The sequence below is a fragment of the Afipia sp. OHSU_II-C1 genome, from assembly GCF_000497575.1.
GTDB lineage: Bacteria > Pseudomonadota > Alphaproteobacteria > Rhizobiales > Xanthobacteraceae > Afipia.
Genome location: NZ_APJI01000005.1, coordinates 59,769 through 77,935 on the forward strand (window position 1 = coordinate 59,769; position 18,167 = coordinate 77,935).

An 18,167-nucleotide genomic window follows, 5' to 3' on the forward strand; every position below is an offset into this window, starting at 1 on the left:
TGAAAGGCGCTAGCCTTTCTTTTTCGATTTGCGCGCCTTGCGGGAAGGCTTGCGCGGTTTCTTCCTGTCCTTGCTATCGCGTCCCGGCCGTGCCTTGCCGCCTGCATTCGGCGGTCTGGCGCGGCTGTCGCGCATACGGCCGCCACGGGGAGCGGTTCGCCCTTCGGACAACAGTTCGAACCGCAGCGCCCCGGCCACAGGTGCAGCTTCTACCAGACGAACCTGCACCACGTCACCCAATCGATGCATGGCACCGCTGCGCGATCCGATCAGGGCGTGGCGGGTTTCATCGTAGTTGTAATACTCGCTTCCCAGGGTGCGCACGGGAATCAGGCCGTCCGCGCCCGTGTCGGCCAATTTTACGAACAATCCCGCGCGGGTGACGCCCGAGATTCGCCCCTCGAATGTCGCGCCGATGCGGTCGGCGAGGAAATGCGCGATCAGCCGGTCGGCTGTTTCGCGTTCGGCCTTCATCGCGCGGCGTTCGGTGAGCGAAATTGCCGCAGCGACTTCGTTCAGTGTTTCAAACGTCTCGGTTTCGGGGAGGGCGCCTTCGCCGAGCCCAAGCGCGCGGATCAGCGCGCGATGCACGATAAGATCGGCGTATCGGCGGATTGGCGACGTGAAATGAGCGTAACGCCGGAGATTCAGGCCGAAGTGGCCGTAATTGTCCGCCGAGTACTCTGCCTGCGCCTGCGAGCGCAGGACGACTTCGTTCACCAGCGATTCCGCGTCGCGTCCCTTCACCTGGGCAAGAATGCGGTTGAACACGGCAGGACGCAGCGCGCCCGTGGCGGAGAACGGCATTTCCAGCGTCTTGAGAAATTCGCGGAGGTTGTGGACCTTCTCCACCGTCGGCTCGTCGTGCACGCGATAGATCAGCGGCAGGGTTTTCTTCTCAAGCGTTTCCGCCGCCGCGACGTTGGCGAGGATCATGAACTCCTCGATCAGCCGGTGCGCGTCGAGCCGTTCCGGCGTTGTCACGCGGTCGACCGTGCCGTCGGCTTTCAGAAGAATCTTGCGCTCGGGGAGATCGAGATCGAGCGGATCGCGCTCGTCACGGCCGCGTTTCACCAGCGCATAGGCATCCCAAAGCGGCTTCAGGATCGGATCGAGCAGGGGGCCGGTGGTGTCGTCAGGACGTCCGTCGATGGCAGCCTGGGCCCGCGCATAGTTCAGTTTCGCCGCCGAACGCATCAGCACGCGATGAAACGTATGCGAGCGTTTGCGGCCGTCCTTGTCGATCACCATGCGCACGGCGAGCGCACCGCGCGGCTCGCTTGGCTTCAGCGAGCACAGATCGTTGGAGATGCGCTCGGGAAGCATCGGGACCACGCGGTCCGGGAAATAGACCGAGTTGCCGCGCTTGAGCGCCTCGCGATCGAGCGGCGACTGTGGCCGCACATAGAATGCGACATCGGCGATGGCGACGTTGACGATGTAGCCGCCCTTGTTGTTCGGATCGCTGTCCGGTTCGGCATGGACAGCGTCGTCGTGGTCCTTGGCATCCGGCGGATCGATGGTCACGAGCGGGACGTCGCGCCAGTCCTCGCGGCCTGCAAGCGTCGCGGGCTTGGCGGCTTCGGATTCGCGGATCACGTCGGCAGGGAATTCCTGCGGGATCTCGTGCGCGTGGATCGCGATCAGGCTCACGGCCTTTTCGGTCTTGAGCGAACCGAGGCGTTCCTTCACCCGGCCGGACGGCAGTCCGTAGCCGCGCGAGCGCATCAGTTCCACGCTGACCAGATCGCCATCCTGCGCGCCGCCGGAATCCTTCGCGGCGATGGCGAGGTCGCGTCCCGCCTGTTTCTTGTCGACAGGGATCATCCGGCCGTCGCCGTTTGGCATCACGCGATAGATTCCGAGGGCGCGGTGCTGTGTCTTGTCGAGCACCTTGATGACGCGGCCGCGATAAGCCTTCTCGTGTTTGCTGTCGGGCTTTTCGACACGCAGCAGTGCGCGGTCGCCGACGCCAGCGGCGGTGCCGGGAGCGGCCTTGCGCGGGACATGAATGCGGATGACCGGGGCAGGGCCGTCGGTTTCCTCCAGCCATTCGGCGGGTGAGGCGAGGAGCTCGCCGTCGCTGTCACGGCCGGTGATGTCCGCAACGATGGTTGGCGGCAGCGATTTCGGTTCGGCGACTTTCTTGCCGCGCCTGGCGATCAAGCCTTCGTCGGTGAGCTCGCGCAGGATGCGCCGGAGCGCCGCGCGGGATTCGTTCTTCAATCCGAAATGCCGCGCCAGTTCGCGTGTGCCGGCTTCACCGGGATGCGCCTTGACGAACGCGACGATGCTCTCTCGGTCGGGAAAGGCTGTCGTCGCGTCGCTTTTCTTTTTCATTATCCGCGTGCTTTACCGGCGCTCTTCTTTTCAGCGACCTTCGTGACCTTGGCTGCGGCGACCTTCGATGCCTTCGCTTTGGCTGCCTCCGTCAGCGACACAGGTTCTGCTGCTTCCTTTTTCGGTGCGGCCTTTTTCGCCACAGCTTTCTTCTTTGCCGCCGGTTTCTTCGCGGTTTTTTCCGATGCGGCAGCGTCGTCGGCCTTTGCCGCTGGCGCAGCCTTCTTCGTCGCCTTCTTGGCGGCGCGCTTCGGCTTGCCGCCGGTCTTGGCCGCGCGCTCCTCGATCAGGGCAATGGCTTCCTCGATCGTCAGCTTTTCCGGCTCGATGCTGTCGGGAATGGTCGCGTTGATGCCGTCGATAGTGACGTAAGCTCCGTAGCGGCCTTTCTTGAGCATGATCTTGCCGCCGCGCGCGGGGTAGTCGCCGACCTCCTTGCCGGGATCAGCGCCGAACCGGCGGCTCGGACCTTTCGCGACCTTCTCGGCGATCAGCGTGATCGCGCGGTTGAGGCCGACATGGTAGACATCGTCACCCGCTTCGAGGCTCGCGTAAGTCTTGCCGTGGCGCACGAACGGACCGAAACGGCCGATGCCGGCGGTAATGACTTCGCCGTCCTCCGGATGGGGGCCGATATCGCGCGGCAGCGACAGGAGCTTCAGCGCGAGTTCGAGTTCAACGTCGGCGGGCGACATGTTCTTCGGAATGCCCGCGCGCTTCGGCTTCTCGTCCTCGCCGTAGTCCTTGGGCTCGCCGAGCTGGATATAGGGACCGAAACGACCCGCCTTGACCGCGACTTCGAGGCCCGACACCGGGTCCTTGCCGAGTGGACGATCGCTCGATCCGCTCGATGCGGCCAGCGGCCGGGTGTAGCGGCACTCGGGATAGTTCGAACAGCCGACAAAGGCGCCGAACTTGCCGGCCTTCAGATTGAGCTTGCCGGTGCCGCAGCTCGGGCACTGGCGCGGGTCGCCGCCATCGGCGCGCGGCTCGTAGATGTGCTCGCCGAGCATCGCGTCGAGCACGTCGAGCACTTCGGTAACGCGAACGTCCTTGATTTCGTTGACTGCGCCGATGAAGTCCTTCCAGAAATCCGTCAGCACCTGTTTCCAGGAAATCTCGTTGTTCGAGATCAGGTCGAGTTTTTCTTCGAGGTCGGCGGTGAAATCGAACTCGACGTAACGCGCGAAATAATTCTCAAGGAACGCCACCACGACGCGGCCCTTGTCCTCGCCGTGCAGACGCTTTTTCTCGAGCTTCACATAGCCACGGTCTTTCAGCACCTGAATGATCGAGGCATAGGTCGATGGGCGGCCGATGCCGAGTTCTTCCATGCGCTTGACCAGCGAGGCTTCCGAAAAGCGCGGTGGCGGTTCGGTGAAGTGCTGGGTGACGCTGAGGCTTTCGCGCTTGAGTGCTTCGCCCTCGCTCATGGCGGGGAGGCGGCGGCTGTCTTCATCCTCGGGATCGTCGTCGCGGCCTTCCTGATACACCGCGAGGAAGCCGTCGAACTTGATGACCTGACCAGTGGCGCGCAATTCGAGCACGCGCGCACCCACCTTGCCGGTGATGTCCACCGTGGTGCGTTCCATTTCGGCTGATTCCATCTGGCTGGCGACCGTACGCATCCAGATCAGCTCATAGAGCCGGGCCTGATCGTTATCGAGCCTGGACCTCAGTGAAGCCGGGCGGCGCGACAGGTCGGTCGGCCGGATCGCTTCGTGGGCTTCCTGCGCGTTCTTGGCTTTCGAACTGTACTGGCGCGGCGAGTCCGGCACATAGGCCTTACCGTAGTCCTCGCCGATCACCTTGCGCGCCTGTGTGATGGCGGACGGATCGATCTGCACACCGTCGGTACGCATATAAGTAATGAGGCCGGTGGTCTCGCCGCCGATATCGATGCCTTCATAGAGGCGTTGCGCAATGCGCATGGTGTGCGCAGGCGCGAAACCGAGCTTGCGGCTGGCTTCCTGCTGCAAGGTCGATGTTGTGAACGGGGCCTGCGGATTGCGCCGCGCCGGTTTGGCTTCGACCGTGGTGACGGCGAAGTTGGCGGCTGCAAGAGCCTTCTTGAAATCCTCGGCTTCCGCGCCACTGCCGATGTCGAGGCGTTGGATTTTCTTGCCGTCGGCGCCGACGAGGCGCGCCTCGAAGGATTCACCGCGCGGCGTCGCCAATGTGGCGAGCAGCGACCAGTATTCGCGCGGGACGAACTTCTCGATTTCGAGTTCGCGGTCGCAGACCAGCCGCAGGGCAACCGATTGCACGCGGCCGGCCGAGCGGGCGCCAGGCAGCTTGCGCCAGAGCACGGGGGAGAGGGTAAAGCCGACGAGGTAGTCCAGCGCGCGGCGCGCCAGATAGGCATCGACCAGTGCGCCATCGATCTGGCGCGGATTCTTCATGGCGTCGGTGACGGCCTGTTTGGTGATCGCGTTGAAGACGACGCGCTCGATCTTCTGATCCTTCAGTGCGCGCTTCTGCTTCATGATCTCCAGGACATGCCAGGAGATCGCTTCGCCCTCGCGATCAGGGTCGGTTGCCAGGATCAGCTTGTCGGCACCCTTGAGCGCCTTGGCGATGTCGTTGAGACGGCCGGCTGCCTTGGGGTCGGTTTCCCAGATCATCTGGAAATCGGCCTCCGGATCGACCGATCCATTCTTGGCCGGAAGGTCTCGGACGTGACCGTACGAGGCCAAAACCTCGTAGGAGGAGCCCAAATACTTGTTGATCGTCTTGGCCTTGGCAGGCGACTCGACAATGACGAGATTCATTTGATTCCAATAACTTACTGGGGATACGCGGGCCGGAATCGCAAGATTCCATCAGGCTGGCTTGGCCGATACATGGGTAAAAGGGGGTCCGCTGTCAAATGGGGATAAGGTGATGAGGCCGGACGTTGGGCCAAAATTCGCGCAAAAGTTGTGATTTATGGGTACTTATGATTGTGCATCTTATGCGTGTATTGTAAAAATATACCCTTAAATTGATCGATTCTCACGTTGGAAGGGGTGGTACGCGATGACCGCTCGCGATAGCCGCAGCGACTTCGTACCAGCCGATTCCGTCGCCAGAGATGGTGGCCCGGCGGAGGCCGCGAGTTTCATTTCAGGGGCGGTCGCGGAGCTGGCGCAGCTCTCTCGACGTCATCGCCTCGACATGCTGGCGCATCTGCTCGACATGGCACAGCTCGAAGCCGACGACATCGTCCGGCGGCAACTGACCGGTAGCAAATTCTAGGTAGCTGCGGGCGCAATCACCTTGGTGTCCGTCTGATCGAGCAGGCGGCCGTCATGAGCCAGGATCTGCAACTTGCTGAGCGGCAATCCGTCCTGCTTGTCGACCAGTGAGCTGCAACTTTCGCCCGGTTTAAAGGCATATTCCTCACCCCACTGACGCATCGCGACCAGCACAGGAAACAGCGCACGCGCCTTCGCGGTCGGCACATAGTCCTGATAGGCGCTGCCGTCAGACGCAGGCTTCACCTCAAGAATGCCCTGCGTCACCAGCGAGCGTAGCCGCACGGTCAGAATGTTCTTCGCCACCCCGAGATTTTTCTGGAACTGGCTGAAGCGCCGTGCGCCGACGAGCGCGTCGCGGATGATTAACAGCGACCACCAGTCGCCGATGGCGTCCAGCGTCCGCGCGACGGGGCACACATCGCCCTCAAGACTCTTGCGTTTCACGGCTTGACCTCCGGTCACGAAATTGTGGTTGCATCATAGAACTAAACCCGCTACTCAGCAAGAGTAGTTTTATTATGAAACCAGAAACCAAACTGATCAAAACAGGAGCGTTCCATGAGGCTAAAGGGAAAAACGGCGTTCATCACGGGTGGCAACAGCGGAATCGGGCTGGCCACCGCGAAGCTGTTCGTGACGGAAGGCGCACGCGTCGTGATTACCGGCCGCGATCAGGCCAAACTCGATGCTGCGGTGAAGGAACTGGGGCCGAACGGGTTCGGCGTGAAAGCCGACGCCACCGATGTGGGAGCGCTGGAGAAAGCATTTGCGCAGGCCGAGGCGAAGTTCGGCAAGCTCGATATAGTTTTCGCGAACGCGGGCATCCCAGGCAACACGCCGCTGGGCGGCACCACGCTTGAAGCGTTTGAGACTGTCATCAAGACCAATCTCACCGGCGTGTTCTTCACCGTGCAGGCTGCCGTGCCGCATCTCAACGACAACGCATCCGTCATTCTCAACGGCTCGGTGATCTCGGTACTCGGCAATCCAGGTTATTCGGCTTATGCCGCGACCAAGGCCGGCGTGCGTGCAATGGCGCGCGTGATGGCGTCCGAACTCTCGCCGCGCGGTATCCGCGTCAATCTGGTTTCGCCGGGCGCTACGCGCACGCCGATCTGGGGCGATCGTTTCGCGTCGCCGGAGGCTTTCAAGCAACTCGAGCAACGCATGTCGCTCTCCACGCCGCTTGGACGGATGGGCGAGGTCGATCATATCTCGAAGACAGTGCTCTTCCTTGCGTCGGACGACGCCGCGCATGTGCAGGGCCAGGAGATCTTCATCGACGGCGGTTCGACGGCGTCTCCCGCCGGCGCGCCGATCTATCGCGGCTAACGCTACAGCAACGACACCATCCCGCCGCCGTGGCGTTCCAGCCGTCCTGCCAGTTCAAGTTCGAGCAGGACGGTTCGCACCACGGCGGGGGACACATTGGTCAAGCGGATGAGGTCGTCGATCCCGATCGGCGAGGGGCCGAGCAGGTTGATAATGCGCGGGCGGTCACTGGCGGCGGGTTCATCGTCCATTGGCTGGCCGTCGTCGGGCTCGCTCATCGGCAGTTCGGCCGGGCGCCCCATGATCGGCTGAACCGCGTTGATCACGTCGGCAGCCTCCGTCACCAGCGTCGCGCCCTGTTTGATTAGATCGTTTGTTCCTGCCGCGCGCGGATCAAGCGGCGAGCCCGGCACGGCGAACACCTCGCGGCCCTGTTCATTGGCGAAGCGCGCGGTGATCAGCGAGCCCGAGCGATGCGCAGCCTCCACAATAATGACTCCAAGCGAGACGCCGGAGATCAGCCGGTTGCGGCGGGGGAAGTCCCGCGCGCGCGGGCCGTGGCCGAGCGGCATTTCGGAAATCGCGCTGCTGCCTGAGGCGATAATCGCTGCCAGCAGGTCTTCATGCTCCGCCGGATAGATCTTGTCATGTCCGCCGGCCAGCACCGCGACGGTGCCGGTATCGAGCGTGACGCGATGCGCGGCCTGATCGATGCCGCGTGCCAGACCGGAGGCGATCGCAAAGCCCGCGCTGCCGAGATCGCGCGCAATGGTCTGCGCGAATTTCAGTCCCGCGCCGGATGCGTTGCGGGAGCCGACGATGCCGATCATCGGCTGCGTCTGGACATTCAGGACGCCGCGCACTCCGAGCAGCGGCGGAGAGTCGTCGATCAGGGCGAGGCGCGGCGGGTACCCATATTCCCCCGGAGCAAGCAGGGCGACGCCGATCCGTTTGCTGTTTTCGATCTCGCGTTCGGCTTCGGCCTGCGTGCAGATGCGGCCAACCTTGGAAGCTCCGCCGCGCTGGGCGAGATCGGGCAGGCGGTCGAGTGCGGCGCGTGCACTGCCGAAATGATTGACGAGGGAGCGAAAGGTGCGCGGTCCGACATTGTCGGAACGGATCAGCCGCAGCCAGTCGATGCGCTGCGCGTCGGTCAGTCTGGTCGTGGCTGAAGTCCTGATGTCCACGCGGCCCCCGTGGACGGGAGTGTTGCGCAACTTGGCTGGCCGGACAATCCCGACTTGTGCGCGTTCGAGCGAATCAACCGCGACAAACGGGCAGCCTTTTGAGGATTGCGGCCAGATCGCATAAGCCTTACCGATGCTTTGTGAACGGTTGTCCTGGCTGCCTTTTATTTCGGTGAATCCGAATTATTCGGTTGGAATGCTGAGAATTGCTTATGAGCGTATCCAATACTGCGCCCGAGTATTTTCCTGATCCCAATCACCCAACTCGCAATCTATCAGGCATCGGCCAGATTTCTGCCGGTCTCGTCAAGGTATGGATCTGCGTGATCGGCAGTGTTCTGTTCTGTCTGGCGACAGCGACGTATCTTCTTTATGAATCAAACCAGAACACAAAGTTTCTGCATGGCATGGCCAGGGCCTTTCCAGAACGGCTTGGCGCAGACTGGACCGCGGGGACTGTCGACGGGCTTCCCGTCTTTTCAGGTCTTGTTTTCTTAGTCGCTCGTTTTGGTCACCCGATCCTGTTCTATGTCGTTGAGCTTGGATTGCTGACCTGCCTCTTTTGGTCATGCTTTTCTCTTGCGCTCCGCCTCGCGGGACAAGCTGGTCAGTCCGCTTCCTTCCAGCTGTTGCTCACTGGAGCACTTGTTCTCCTCGCGCACGCCGGCGCGCCAGTTCTTTTTGGATATGGCGTCGCTGATCAGTATCTCATCGGAGGATATCTTCAGCCCTCGGAATTCGGCGTGCTTTTTCTTGCGTCATTCGCCCTTGCGCTTGCCGGATTTAGAAACTTTGCGCTTGTTGCAGCCGCTGTCCCTGCCGCGATCCACGGAGGGTATGCGATGCTTTCGCTCATCGTCGCCGGAAGCATGATGCTGTGGGATGGTGCGTCGCGACTCAACCTGAGTACGAAACTCGTGGCCATCGCGTTAATCATCGTCCCGCAGATTGATCTGGCATTACGGTTTGCGCCCACCGATTACGCGACCTTCCGGGAGGCTGCGGGCATTCTCGCGTTCGAGCGTATACCCCAGCATTCCGATCCTGCCCGCTGGTTGAGAGGCGAGGCTTACGCGAAGCTTGGTCTGGTGATCGTCGGCATATGGCTGGCACCGCGCGGTTTGCTCCGAAACGCCCTTGCTGCACTTCTTGTCTGGGCAGTAGCTGGAACTCTCGTTGTCATCTCAACCGGCGCGGCTGGTCTCGCGCTTGTCGCGCCTTGGCGCGCGTCGATCATTCTTGTCCCTGTCTCGACGCTTGTCATATTGGCGCGGCTTGGAGAGCTGTCATTTGGATCGTCACCATTTCGGCGAGGCATGGCAGTGGCAGGTGCCGTGGTTATCCTGCTCGCGCTATTTGTTGCAGGAAAGGAAGCGGTGGCGAAGTTTAAAAGCTACCGCGATCAAGGAGTGCCTGAATACGTTGAGTTCCTGCAGGACAACCATAGGCCGGGTGATGTCTATCTGACCGATCCTTTCAATCAAGAATTTCGGCTCGATGCGCTGAGCGCGCAATTCGTGTCGTGGAAAACCCACCCGTATCTTGATCGCGAGGTGCTGGAGTGGCGTCGGCGCGTCCTGCTGGCGCGCGAAGTCTTCGGTGATCAGGGCGGAAAAGAGCCGTTGAATTGTGCTGCGCTTGGAAGATTGGTGCGGTTGTATCCCGTCACGCACGTGCTGGTGGAAAACAGAGACATTCCGGCCGGTGAAATATGCCCGCCGCTTGAAATGGTGTTCTCCGCCGGGCGGGCCAAAATCTTCAGGCTTGATCGGACGTCGCTGTAGTGTGGCGGGGTTGAAAGGCTCCGTTATTTGCTGCCGATCTTACCCTCGGTGCCGTTCATCAGCCGCTGGATATTGGCGCGGTGCATGATCCAGAGTGCCGCGGTCATGAGCGCAAACACGGCAGCGAGCGCCGTGTGTTGTGACCAGAACAGCATCACCGGCACGATGAGGCTTGCGACCAGCGCAGCCAGCGATGAGTAGCGGAAGATCAGTGCGACCGCGATCCAGATCGCGCAGAACGCCAGGGCGGCAGGCCAGAACAGTCCGAGCAGCACGCCGATATAGGTCGCGACGCCTTTGCCGCCCTTGAATTTAAGCCACACCGGGAAAAGATGGCCCACGAAAGCGCCGACGCCTGCGGCGATTGCGGCGTTAGGCCCGCCGAAATGTCCGGCCACGATAACCGCAATCGTACCCTTGAGCATGTCGCCAATTAATGTCGCGGCGGCGAGGCCCTTGTTGCCGGTGCGCAGCACATTCGTTGCGCCAATATTGCCTGAGCCGATCGAACGGAGATCCTGCGTGCCGGCGATCCTGGTCAAGATCAACCCGAACGGGATCGAGCCGCACAGATAGCCGAACAGAAAGGCCAGCACGAAACTGAGCACGAAGGCCGTCAGAAAGCTGGTCATGTTACCTCACTGGCGCATGGCCCGCTGAAGCGACTCGGCGAGGGGAGCATGCGTCTTCGATAATAAATCAACACGCTATGGGCGCAAAGCAGAGTCGGTTATTGCCATTCACACGTGCTCATAGACGGTGCGTCCGTCAACGATGGTGCGCGCGACACGGCCGGTGAAGCGAGCTTCGTCGAACGGAGTATTCTTGCACTGCGATTTCAGGTCTGCCGGATCGAGCACCCAGGGCGTGTCGAGATCGATCACGATCACGTCGGCGGGCGCGCCGGGCCGCAGCGAGCCGCCGGGCAGGCCAAGCAGTTCGGCGGGGCGGGTGGACATGGCGCGGATGAGCGTCTTGAGCTCGATGTCGCCGGAGTGAACGAGGCGCAGTCCAGCAGACAGCATGGTTTCGAGACCGATCGCGCCGGCGGCAGCTTCGGCGAACGGCAGACGCTTGACCTCGACGTCCTGCGGATTGTGGTCCGACATGATGACGTCAATCAGCCCGGATGCGAGGGCCGCCACCAGTGCCATGCGATCCTGTTCGGTGCGCAGCGGCGGCGACAGCTTCAGGAAGGTGCGGTAGGGACCGATGTCGTTCTCGTTTAGCGTCAGGTGATTGATCGAGGCCGATGCGCTGACGTTCAGGCCAGCATCCTTGGCGCGTTTGAGGATATCCAGGGAGTCGGTGCAGGTCAGCGAAGCGGCGTGATAGCGCCCGCCGGTCAGCGCGACGAGGCGCATGTCGCGCTCCAGCACGACGGCCTCGGACGCATTCGGGATTCCGAACAGGCCGAGCCGTGACGCGAGTTCGCCTTCGTTCATGACGCCTTCGCCGACGAGGTCCGGGTCTTCGGTGTGCTGCACGATCAGCGCATCGAAATCGCGGGCGTAGGTCAGCGCGCGGCGCATCACCAGCGCATTCATCACGCTCTTGTCGCCATCGGTGAAAGCGACCGCGCCTGCCGCCTTGAGCAGGCCTATCTCGGTCATCTCATGGCCCTTCATGCCCTTGGTCAGTGCGGCCATGGGATGAATGTTGACAATGGCGGTGTCGCGAGCGCGGCGGAGAATGAAATCCACGGTCGCGGAGTTGTCGATCACCGGATTGGTGTCGGGCTGGCAGACAATGGTGGTAATGCCGCCTGCGGCAGCCGCGAGGCTCGCCGAGGCAAAGGTCTCGCGATGGCCGGCGCCGGGTTCCCCGACGAAGGCGCGCATGTCGACCAGGCCGGGGGCGACCACCTTGCCGGCGCAATTAATAATGTCTGTGCCTTCGGGAACGCCCGCTGCGCCTATGCCGCGGCGCGCGTCGCGGATCATGCCGTCGGCAATCAGCACGTCACCGGGACCGTCGAGATCGCGGGAAGGATCGATCATGCGGGCGTTGGCGAGCAGGATGGGGCGTCGATCTGTGCGCATGTGCTTCACGCGTTAGGCAGGTTGCGAGCCAGTGCTTCGAGCACTGCCATGCGCACCGCCACACCCATTTCGACCTGTTCGCGGATCAGCGACTGCGCACCGTCCGCCACAATGGAGTCGATCTCGACTCCGCGGTTCATCGGCCCCGGATGCATCACCAGCGCGTCCGGCTTGGCATAGGCGAGCTTCTTCTGGTCGAGGCCGTAATAATGGAAGTATTCCTGACTCGAGGGAATGAACGAGCCGTTCATGCGCTCGCGTTGCAGCCGCAGCATCATCACGATGTCCGCGCCTTCGAGGCCTTCGCGCATATCGCGCGCGACCTCGACACCCATGCGCTCGATGCCGGGCGGCAGCAGCGTGGAGGGCGCAACCACGCGGACGCGCGCGCCCATGGCGTTGAGCAGGATGATGTTGGAGCGGGCAACCCGCGAATGCAGGACGTCGCCGCAGATGGCGACCAGCAGACCTTCGAGCCGGCCCTTGTTGCGGCGGATGGTCAGCGCGTCGAGCAGCGCCTGAGTGGGGTGTTCGTGCGCGCCGTCGCCGGCATTGATGACCGAGCCGTCGACTTTCTGGGCGAGCAGTTCCACTGCGCCTGACGCATGATGGCGCACCACCAGAATGTCCGGATGCATGGCGTTGAGTGTCACCGCCGTGTCCATCAGCGTCTCGCCCTTGCGGATCGAGGACGACGAGACCGACATGTTCATGACGTCCGCGCCGAGCCGTTTGCCCGCGATTTCGAACGAGGACTGGGTGCGGGTGGAGGCTTCGAAGAACAGGTTGACCTGGGTGCGGCCGCGCAGATTGGTGCGCTTTTTATCGACCTGCCGGTTCAGTTCGACGAATTCTTCGGAAAGGTCCAGAAGGCCGCTGATGTCGGCCGCGGAAAGGCCCTCGATGCCCAGCAAATGCCGGTGTCCGAGGACGAAAGTCGATTTTGATGCAGTTGTCATTAAAGCAAGAGCTATAGGCAGAGTTGCCCGGCGGAGCAAGGCGGATTCGGCCTCTGAGAAGTTTTCCCCCGCTGATGTCCGGGCAGGGTAAACGGCTCGAAAGCATGCTGCGGAGCATTGCTTCTATCGTATTTTCGCCGTCGTGGCCGGGCTCGACCCGGCGGCATAATAACGGACGCCGGGTCATGAGACTTACAACTGCAATCCTGCTGGGCGGCCTTGGGGTGTCTGCGGCGGCGGCTCAGCCGTTGCCTGCGGATTTTGTCTATCTGCGCGATGTCGATCCGACCATTGTTCAGGACATGCGCTATGCGACGGCCAACAATTTTGTCGGGCGCGTGCTGAACGGCTACGAGGCGGGCGAGTGCATTGTCACCCGCAGCGTCGGCGCCGCGCTGAAGCGTGTGCAGCAGGATCTGAAGCCGCTCGGGCTGTCGCTCAAGGTGTACGACTGCTATCGCCCGCAGCGCGCGGTGGACGACATGTATGCGTGGGCGCAGGACGGCCAGGAGACACCGGCGCAGCGCCGTTACAATCCGAAAATGCGCAAGGCCGATCTGTTCGAGCTTGGCTACATCGCCAGACATTCAGGACATTCGACCGGCAAGGCGGTGGATCTCACGCTGGTGCAATTGCCTGCGACAAGGGTCGCGCCGTTCGATCCGAAGGGCGATTATGCCGATTGCACCGGACCGCAAAATCTTCGCGCGCCTGACAGCAGCGTCGACATGGGCACCGGGTACGATTGTTCTGACGAGAAGGCGCATACCGGCTCGAAGGCGATCACGGCGCAGCAGCGCAGGTGGCGTGAAACGCTGGTCAGCGCGATGGCGAAGCAGGGATTTGCGAATTTCCGGCTGGAGTGGTGGCACTTTTCGCTGCCGGGTCCGGGAAATACCGCGTTCGATTTTCCAGTGGCGAAACGATAGTCGCCTTGAATTTCAGTCCGCCGAGCATAGCTTCGTCACATGAGCGCACGACCCGGCGCGCCAATGCAGAAAGGCCTCGTCATGAGCAGGGGCGCTATTGCAGTCACGACCGTTCTTCTGGCCATTCTCGCAGCCACGATATGGTGGGCGTGGCAGGGCTGGGTTGCACATTCCGATGTGCAGATGTCGATCCATGGCTACATCGCCATGGGACTGGGGATTTTCTTCTCGCTTCTGATCGGTTTTGGCCTGATGGCTTTGACGTTCTATTCAAGCCGTCGCGGTTATGACGATCTTCCGCAGGCGAAAGAGCCCTCCAGCAAAGAACCGGCCCCGCACAATATTCCGTAACAGGATGGCGTGAAACGCGCCGCGTTCCGGTGTAACCTGTTGTTCTCAACTGCGAGAACGACACATGACGCAATCGATCCTGTCCGCCACAACCGAAGTCTTCAACCAGTCGCCGCCGTTCGAGGACGTCGATCTGTATTCGCTTGATCGCCCGCTTGCGGAAGCGGTTGCGGCGAACGGCGGTGAGGGTGTCGCGGCGGAGCTTGCCGATTTCGGCAAGCACTGGGGCTCGGCGGCGATGGCGCAGCGTGGCCGCATCGCCAACGAAAACACACCGAAGCTCAAAACCTTCGATGCGCGCGGCTTCCGCCGAGACGAGGTCGAGTTTCATCCGGCCTATCATGAACTGATGGCGCACAGCGCCCACGCCGGCATTCACAACTCGACCTGGAACGCGAATGGCGAGACCGCGGGCGGAGCGTCCGAGGTCGTACGCGGCGCAAAGTTCTTCATCGCCTCGCAGGTCGAGACCGGGCATTTATGCCCGATCACCATGACCCGCGCGGCAGTCGGCGCGCTGGCGGTCGATCCGGCGCTACGCGCAAAGGTGATGCCGGTGCTCGGCACCCGCAGCTACGATCCCTCATTCGCCCCGTGGTGGACCAAGCGCGGCATGACCATGGGTATGGGCATGACCGAAAAGCAGGGCGGCACAGATGTGCGCGCGAACATCACGCGGGCGGTGCGTGACGGCGACGCCTATCGCATCACCGGGCACAAGTGGTTCATGTCGGCGCCGATGTGTGATGCATTCCTCGTGCTGGCGCAGACGAAAGGCGGGCTGACCTGTTTCTTCATGCCGCGCTTCGCGCCGGACGGTTCGGTCAACGGCATTCACTTCCAGCGCCTGAAGGACAAACTCGGCAACCGCTCCAATGCCTCGTCAGAGGTGGTGTTCGAGAACGCCTACGCGTTGCGCCTTGGTGAAGAGGGGCGCGGCGTGCCGACGATCATCCAGATGGTGTCGCTGACGAGGCAGGATTGTTCGCTGGCCTCCGCAGGCCTGATGCGCTCGGGCTTGGCGCATGCGCTTCACCACGCCCGCCATCGCAGCGTGTTCCAGAAGCATCTTGCGGATCAGCCACTGATGCGCAGCGTGCTCGCCGACATGGCGTTGCATGTGGAAGCGTCGACCGCGCTGGTGATGCGGCTGTGCCGGTCGTTCGACCGCGCGCCGTCGGACAAGGCGGAAGCGGCTTACATGCGTCTGCTGACGCCGGTGGTGAAATACTGGACCTGCAAGAGCGCGCCGGGCTTTCTCTACGAGGCGATGGAATGCCTTGGCGGCAACGGCTACGTCGAGGAGGGCATTCTGGCGCGGCACTACCGCGAGTCGCCGGTCAACGCGATCTGGGAAGGCTCCGGCAATGTGATGTGCCTCGATGTGCTGCGTGCACTGTCGCGCGAGGCTGACGCCGCGGCGGACGTGCTGCGCGGTCTCGTCGACCAGACCAAGGGACTGCCGGGTGTGGTCGGAGCGGTCGGCTTCATCGCGAAGTCGTTTCGTCAGCCCGACGCAGAGCGTGTTGCGCGGCTCGCCGTGGAAACGCTTGCCCTCGTCGCCGCAACCGCCGCGCTCAACGAGATATCGCCGAAGCATGCCGAACTGTTCGCGAGAACGCGGCTCGATGCAAATCACGGCAATCTCTATGGTGCGGTCGATCTTGCCGCGGATGATATTCGCGGGCTGCTGGATCGCGCATTGCCGGCGTGACGATGGGCGATCAAAATTCCGCTCACCGGATTCCAGGCTGATTGCCCTCGTTTCGCGCGCAATGGCGGAATGGATCATTAATGACTGGCCGTCAAAATCCGCCCAAATAGGCTGGAGACCGGACCATGACTGCTGCTGAAAGCCCTGCTGACGCTGCCCCTGTGTCGCCGCCGGGCAAAAGCCGCGAGCCGCGAGTCTGGAAGTTCATCGGCACCAGCCTTTGGGGCGTCGCCCTGTTTGGCGCGATGTTCGCCGGGCAGGTTGCTGTGGTCGCCTATTTCCTCGTTATGAGCGGCGAGCTCATGGACACCGGCGCCATGACGGCCCTGCTCACGAACGGGCGGATCATTTCGCTCTCGGTGATTATGGGGTTGCCGGCCATCCTTGCGATGCTGTGGCTCGCGACGCGACTGTCGCGGACACCGTTCGCCGACTATCTGGCGCTGCGCTGGCCATCGTGGCGCATGCTCGCGGCAGGCGTCGCGAGCATGGTGCTGCTGATGGTCGCGTGGGAAGTCATCAGCCGCGTGGCGGGACGCGAATCTTCACCGGGCTTCATGATCGATGTCCTGAAAACAGCACGGGCCGATGGTGCGCTGTGGCTGCTGGTTTTCGCGTTCTGCGTGGCGGCGCCGATTGTCGAGGAGTTCTTCGCGCGCGGATTTCTCTATCGCGGCTGGTCGGAATCGGTTCTGCGTCCCGCAGGTGCGATCCTGCTGTCATCGGCGGTTTGGACGATGATGCACCTGCAATACAACTGGTTCTTTCTGGCGCAGGTGTTCTCTATCGGGTTGCTGCTCGGATATCTGCGCTATCGCAGCAACTCGACGTGGCTCACCGTGATCCTACACGGTCTCAACAATCTTGCCGCGACCATCCAGACCATCTGGCTGGCGAACAATCCCTGAAGCTTTAAGTCACCAGCGCGATGGCAATTGGCATGGTGACGATGGCTAGGGTTGTCTGCAGTGTCAGGATTTCCGCAACCAGCGCGGCATCGCCACCCATCTGTCGTGCGAGCACGTAGGCACTCGACGCTGTCGGAACCGACGAGCAGCAGGCGACAATCGCAAGGCTTGTACCAGACAGCCCGAAAGCCAGACCGAGCGATATTGCGAAGATCGGCATCAGGACAAGTTTCAACACGCACGACAGCAGCGCCGGCGGACCGGGCCGCAGGACGCCCCTGAGTTGAAGTCCCGCGCCGACAACGAGCAGCCCGAGGGCGAGGGAAGAGCGGCCGAGTGCATCGATGAATTCATCAATCCATGTTGGAAGCTTGAGGCCGATCGGGTTGGCGGCCAGACCAAGCGCGCAGGCCCAGATGAAGGGGTTTTGCGCGATTGTCAGCAGGATACGCGGCCATGACAGCCGCGTCGGCGCAGCGTAATGCGCCAGCACCCAGACCGACAGGACGTTCAGGATGGGAATCATCGCCACCATCGCCACGGAGGCGAGGGTGAGTCCGATATCGCCATACAGATTTCCGGCGACCGCCAGCGCGACGTAGGTCTGCCACCGGCAGGAACACTGAAAGATCGAGGTGAATGAAGGGCCGCTGACGCTCAGCCGCTTCATGAGGATCGGCCGCAAGGCGAGGCACAACGTTGCCATCAGCAAAACAGCGATCAGCAGCGCGCCGCCGACACCGAACAGCGGCACTTCTGACAGTTTTGCACGCGCAAGTGTCCGAAAGAGGAGGGCGGGGAACAGCACATAATAGACAAGCTGCTCGGTTCCGACCCAATGGGATTCCTCTTTCAGAAGGAGACGGCGCAGCGCAAAGCCCATCACGATCAGCAGAAAGATCGGCACGATGGCCGCAACGATCGTCAGCATTGGTCAGTGGTCTCCGGACGCCTTGCGCAATGTCGCGAGCCGGTCCAGCGCGCCTTGCAGAATGAAAATCGCCGCGTGTTCGTCGATCACCTTCGCGCGTTTCGCGCGGCTCATGTCCATGTCGATCAGTTCGCGCTCGACCGCGACGGTGGACAGCCGCTCGTCCCACAGGCCGATGGCAAGCTCGGTGAGTTTCGCGAAATTGCGGGCGAAGGCACGTGTCGATTGCGCGCGCGGGCCTTCGCTGCCGTCCATGTTGATCGGCAGGCCCAGAACAAAACCAGCAACGTTGCGCTCGGCGGACAGCTTGAGCAGCCGCGCGGCGTCGGCCGTGAAAGTCTTGCGCTGAATGGTTTCGATGCCGGTCGCGAGTTTACGATCCGGGTCGGACACGGCGACGCCGATGGTCTTGGTGCCGAGATCGAGCCCGATCAGGGCTCCTCGTGCGGGCCAGAGCGCGGCGGCTTCGATCAGCGGCAGGATGGGTGCGGGCATTGCTTCGCTTATCACG

16 protein-coding genes are annotated in these 18,167 nt (G+C 62.2%); 7 read left to right on the top strand and 9 right to left on the bottom strand.

Annotated features, from left to right (window positions below; all coding sequences use genetic code 11):
* Positions 1-9: 9 nt before the first annotated feature.
* Together rnr and topA are read right to left on the bottom strand one after the other, a co-directional pair.
* Positions 10-2,340, bottom strand: coding sequence for a ribonuclease R (gene rnr, locus I554_RS0104365; RefSeq protein ID WP_024575121.1), 2,331 nt, complete (start codon positions 2,338-2,340; stop codon positions 10-12).
* Entirely contained in the window at positions 2,340-5,111 is a 2,772-nt protein-coding gene (gene topA / locus I554_RS0104370) for a type I DNA topoisomerase (RefSeq protein WP_024575122.1), read from the bottom strand. Before topA ends, rnr begins: the two co-directional genes overlap by 1 nt.
* Before the next feature lie 247 nt (positions 5,112-5,358).
* On the opposite strand from topA, the gene I554_RS0104375 reads away from it, so the two are divergent.
* Entirely contained in the window at positions 5,359-5,577 is a 219-nt protein-coding gene (locus I554_RS0104375; protein WP_024575123.1) for a hypothetical protein, read from the top strand.
* Here the strand turns inward: I554_RS0104375 and I554_RS0104380 are convergent.
* A complete protein-coding gene (locus tag I554_RS0104380; RefSeq protein ID WP_024575124.1) occupies positions 5,574-6,023 on the bottom strand; it encodes a helix-turn-helix domain-containing protein in 450 nt (149 codons plus the stop codon). The genes I554_RS0104375 and I554_RS0104380 overlap by 4 nt on opposite strands.
* 114 nt (positions 6,024-6,137) lie before the next feature.
* On the opposite strand from I554_RS0104380, the gene I554_RS0104385 reads away from it, so the two are divergent.
* Positions 6,138-6,911, top strand: coding sequence for an SDR family oxidoreductase (locus tag I554_RS0104385; RefSeq protein WP_024575125.1), 774 nt, complete (start codon positions 6,138-6,140; stop codon positions 6,909-6,911).
* A gap of 2 nt (positions 6,912-6,913) precedes the next feature.
* Here the strand turns inward: I554_RS0104385 and dprA are convergent, their stop codons facing one another.
* Positions 6,914-8,038: a DNA-processing protein DprA gene (dprA, locus tag I554_RS0104390; RefSeq protein WP_024575126.1), complete on the bottom strand. Its 1,125-nt coding sequence runs from the start codon at positions 8,036-8,038 to the stop codon at positions 6,914-6,916.
* 212 nt (positions 8,039-8,250) lie between these two features.
* Here dprA and I554_RS0104395 point away from each other — a divergent pair, with 212 nt between their 5' ends.
* Positions 8,251-9,822, top strand: a complete 1,572-nt coding sequence (locus I554_RS0104395; RefSeq protein ID WP_024575127.1) for a DUF6798 domain-containing protein — start codon at positions 8,251-8,253, stop codon at positions 9,820-9,822.
* Positions 9,823-9,845: 23 nt separating this feature from the next.
* Here I554_RS0104395 and plsY read toward each other — a convergent pair whose 3' ends face one another.
* The 3 genes from plsY to I554_RS0104410 all read right to left on the bottom strand — a co-directional run bounded on the left by plsY (position 9,846) and on the right by I554_RS0104410 (position 12,823).
* Positions 9,846-10,454 carry a glycerol-3-phosphate 1-O-acyltransferase PlsY gene (plsY, locus tag I554_RS0104400; protein WP_024575128.1) on the bottom strand — a complete coding sequence of 203 codons (609 nt, stop codon included), beginning with the start codon at positions 10,452-10,454 and terminating at the stop codon, positions 9,846-9,848.
* 108 nt (positions 10,455-10,562) lie between these two features.
* Complete coding sequence (locus tag I554_RS0104405) at positions 10,563-11,864, bottom strand: dihydroorotase (protein ID WP_024575129.1); 1,302 nt, start codon at positions 11,862-11,864, stop codon at positions 10,563-10,565.
* A 5-nt stretch (positions 11,865-11,869) separates the two neighbouring features.
* A complete protein-coding gene (locus I554_RS0104410) occupies positions 11,870-12,823 on the bottom strand; it encodes an aspartate carbamoyltransferase catalytic subunit (RefSeq protein WP_006020914.1) in 954 nt (317 codons plus the stop codon).
* A 185-nt stretch (positions 12,824-13,008) separates the two neighbouring features.
* Here I554_RS0104410 and I554_RS0104415 point away from each other — a divergent pair, with 185 nt between their 5' ends.
* The 4 genes from I554_RS0104415 to I554_RS0104430 all read left to right on the top strand — a co-directional run bounded on the left by I554_RS0104415 (position 13,009) and on the right by I554_RS0104430 (position 16,725).
* The gene (locus I554_RS0104415) at positions 13,009-13,752 is read left to right on the top strand and encodes a M15 family metallopeptidase (protein WP_024575130.1); all 744 of its coding nucleotides are present in this window, start codon (positions 13,009-13,011) and stop codon (positions 13,750-13,752) included.
* Positions 13,753-13,833: 81 nt separating this feature from the next.
* Positions 13,834-14,103 carry a hypothetical protein gene (locus I554_RS25410; RefSeq protein WP_029660806.1) on the top strand — a complete coding sequence of 90 codons (270 nt, stop codon included), beginning with the start codon at positions 13,834-13,836 and terminating at the stop codon, positions 14,101-14,103.
* 64 nt (positions 14,104-14,167) lie between these two features.
* Positions 14,168-15,817 (top strand): acyl-CoA dehydrogenase family protein, encoded by a 1,650-nt coding sequence (locus I554_RS0104425; protein ID WP_024575132.1) that lies wholly within the window; start codon positions 14,168-14,170, stop codon positions 15,815-15,817.
* Positions 15,818-15,942: 125 nt separating this feature from the next.
* Positions 15,943-16,725, top strand: a complete 783-nt coding sequence (locus tag I554_RS0104430; protein ID WP_024575133.1) for a type II CAAX endopeptidase family protein — start codon at positions 15,943-15,945, stop codon at positions 16,723-16,725.
* 4 nt (positions 16,726-16,729) lie between these two features.
* Here I554_RS0104430 and I554_RS0104435 read toward each other — a convergent pair whose 3' ends face one another.
* Both I554_RS0104435 and ruvX read right to left on the bottom strand, forming a co-directional pair.
* Positions 16,730-17,656 (bottom strand): AEC family transporter, encoded by a 927-nt coding sequence (locus tag I554_RS0104435; RefSeq protein WP_024575134.1) that lies wholly within the window; start codon positions 17,654-17,656, stop codon positions 16,730-16,732.
* 3 nt (positions 17,657-17,659) lie between these two features.
* A complete protein-coding gene (gene ruvX, locus I554_RS0104440) occupies positions 17,660-18,151 on the bottom strand; it encodes a Holliday junction resolvase RuvX (protein ID WP_024575135.1) in 492 nt (163 codons plus the stop codon).
* Between the last annotated feature and the right edge of the window lie 16 nt (positions 18,152-18,167).

Coding starts and splice junctions, on each gene's coding strand:
- rnr (WP_024575121.1), bottom strand. CDS start 2,340: ATGAAAAAGAAAAGCGACGCGACGACAGCCTTTCCCGACCGAGAGAGC.
- topA (WP_024575122.1), bottom strand. CDS start 5,111: ATGAATCTCGTCATTGTCGAGTCGCCTGCCAAGGCCAAGACGATCAAC.
- I554_RS0104375 (WP_024575123.1), top strand. CDS start 5,359: ATGACCGCTCGCGATAGCCGCAGCGACTTCGTACCAGCCGATTCCGTC.
- I554_RS0104385 (WP_024575125.1), top strand. CDS start 6,138: ATGAGGCTAAAGGGAAAAACGGCGTTCATCACGGGTGGCAACAGCGGA.
- I554_RS0104395 (WP_024575127.1), top strand. CDS start 8,251: ATGAGCGTATCCAATACTGCGCCCGAGTATTTTCCTGATCCCAATCAC.
- plsY (WP_024575128.1), bottom strand. CDS start 10,454: ATGACCAGCTTTCTGACGGCCTTCGTGCTCAGTTTCGTGCTGGCCTTT.
- I554_RS0104405 (WP_024575129.1), bottom strand. CDS start 11,864: ATGCGCACAGATCGACGCCCCATCCTGCTCGCCAACGCCCGCATGATC.
- I554_RS0104410 (WP_006020914.1), bottom strand. CDS start 12,823: ATGACAACTGCATCAAAATCGACTTTCGTCCTCGGACACCGGCATTTG.
- I554_RS0104415 (WP_024575130.1), top strand. CDS start 13,009: ATGAGACTTACAACTGCAATCCTGCTGGGCGGCCTTGGGGTGTCTGCG.
- I554_RS25410 (WP_029660806.1), top strand. CDS start 13,834: ATGAGCAGGGGCGCTATTGCAGTCACGACCGTTCTTCTGGCCATTCTC.
- I554_RS0104425 (WP_024575132.1), top strand. CDS start 14,168: ATGACGCAATCGATCCTGTCCGCCACAACCGAAGTCTTCAACCAGTCG.
- I554_RS0104430 (WP_024575133.1), top strand. CDS start 15,943: ATGACTGCTGCTGAAAGCCCTGCTGACGCTGCCCCTGTGTCGCCGCCG.
- I554_RS0104435 (WP_024575134.1), bottom strand. CDS start 17,656: ATGCTGACGATCGTTGCGGCCATCGTGCCGATCTTTCTGCTGATCGTG.
- ruvX (WP_024575135.1), bottom strand. CDS start 18,151: ATGCCCGCACCCATCCTGCCGCTGATCGAAGCCGCCGCGCTCTGGCCC.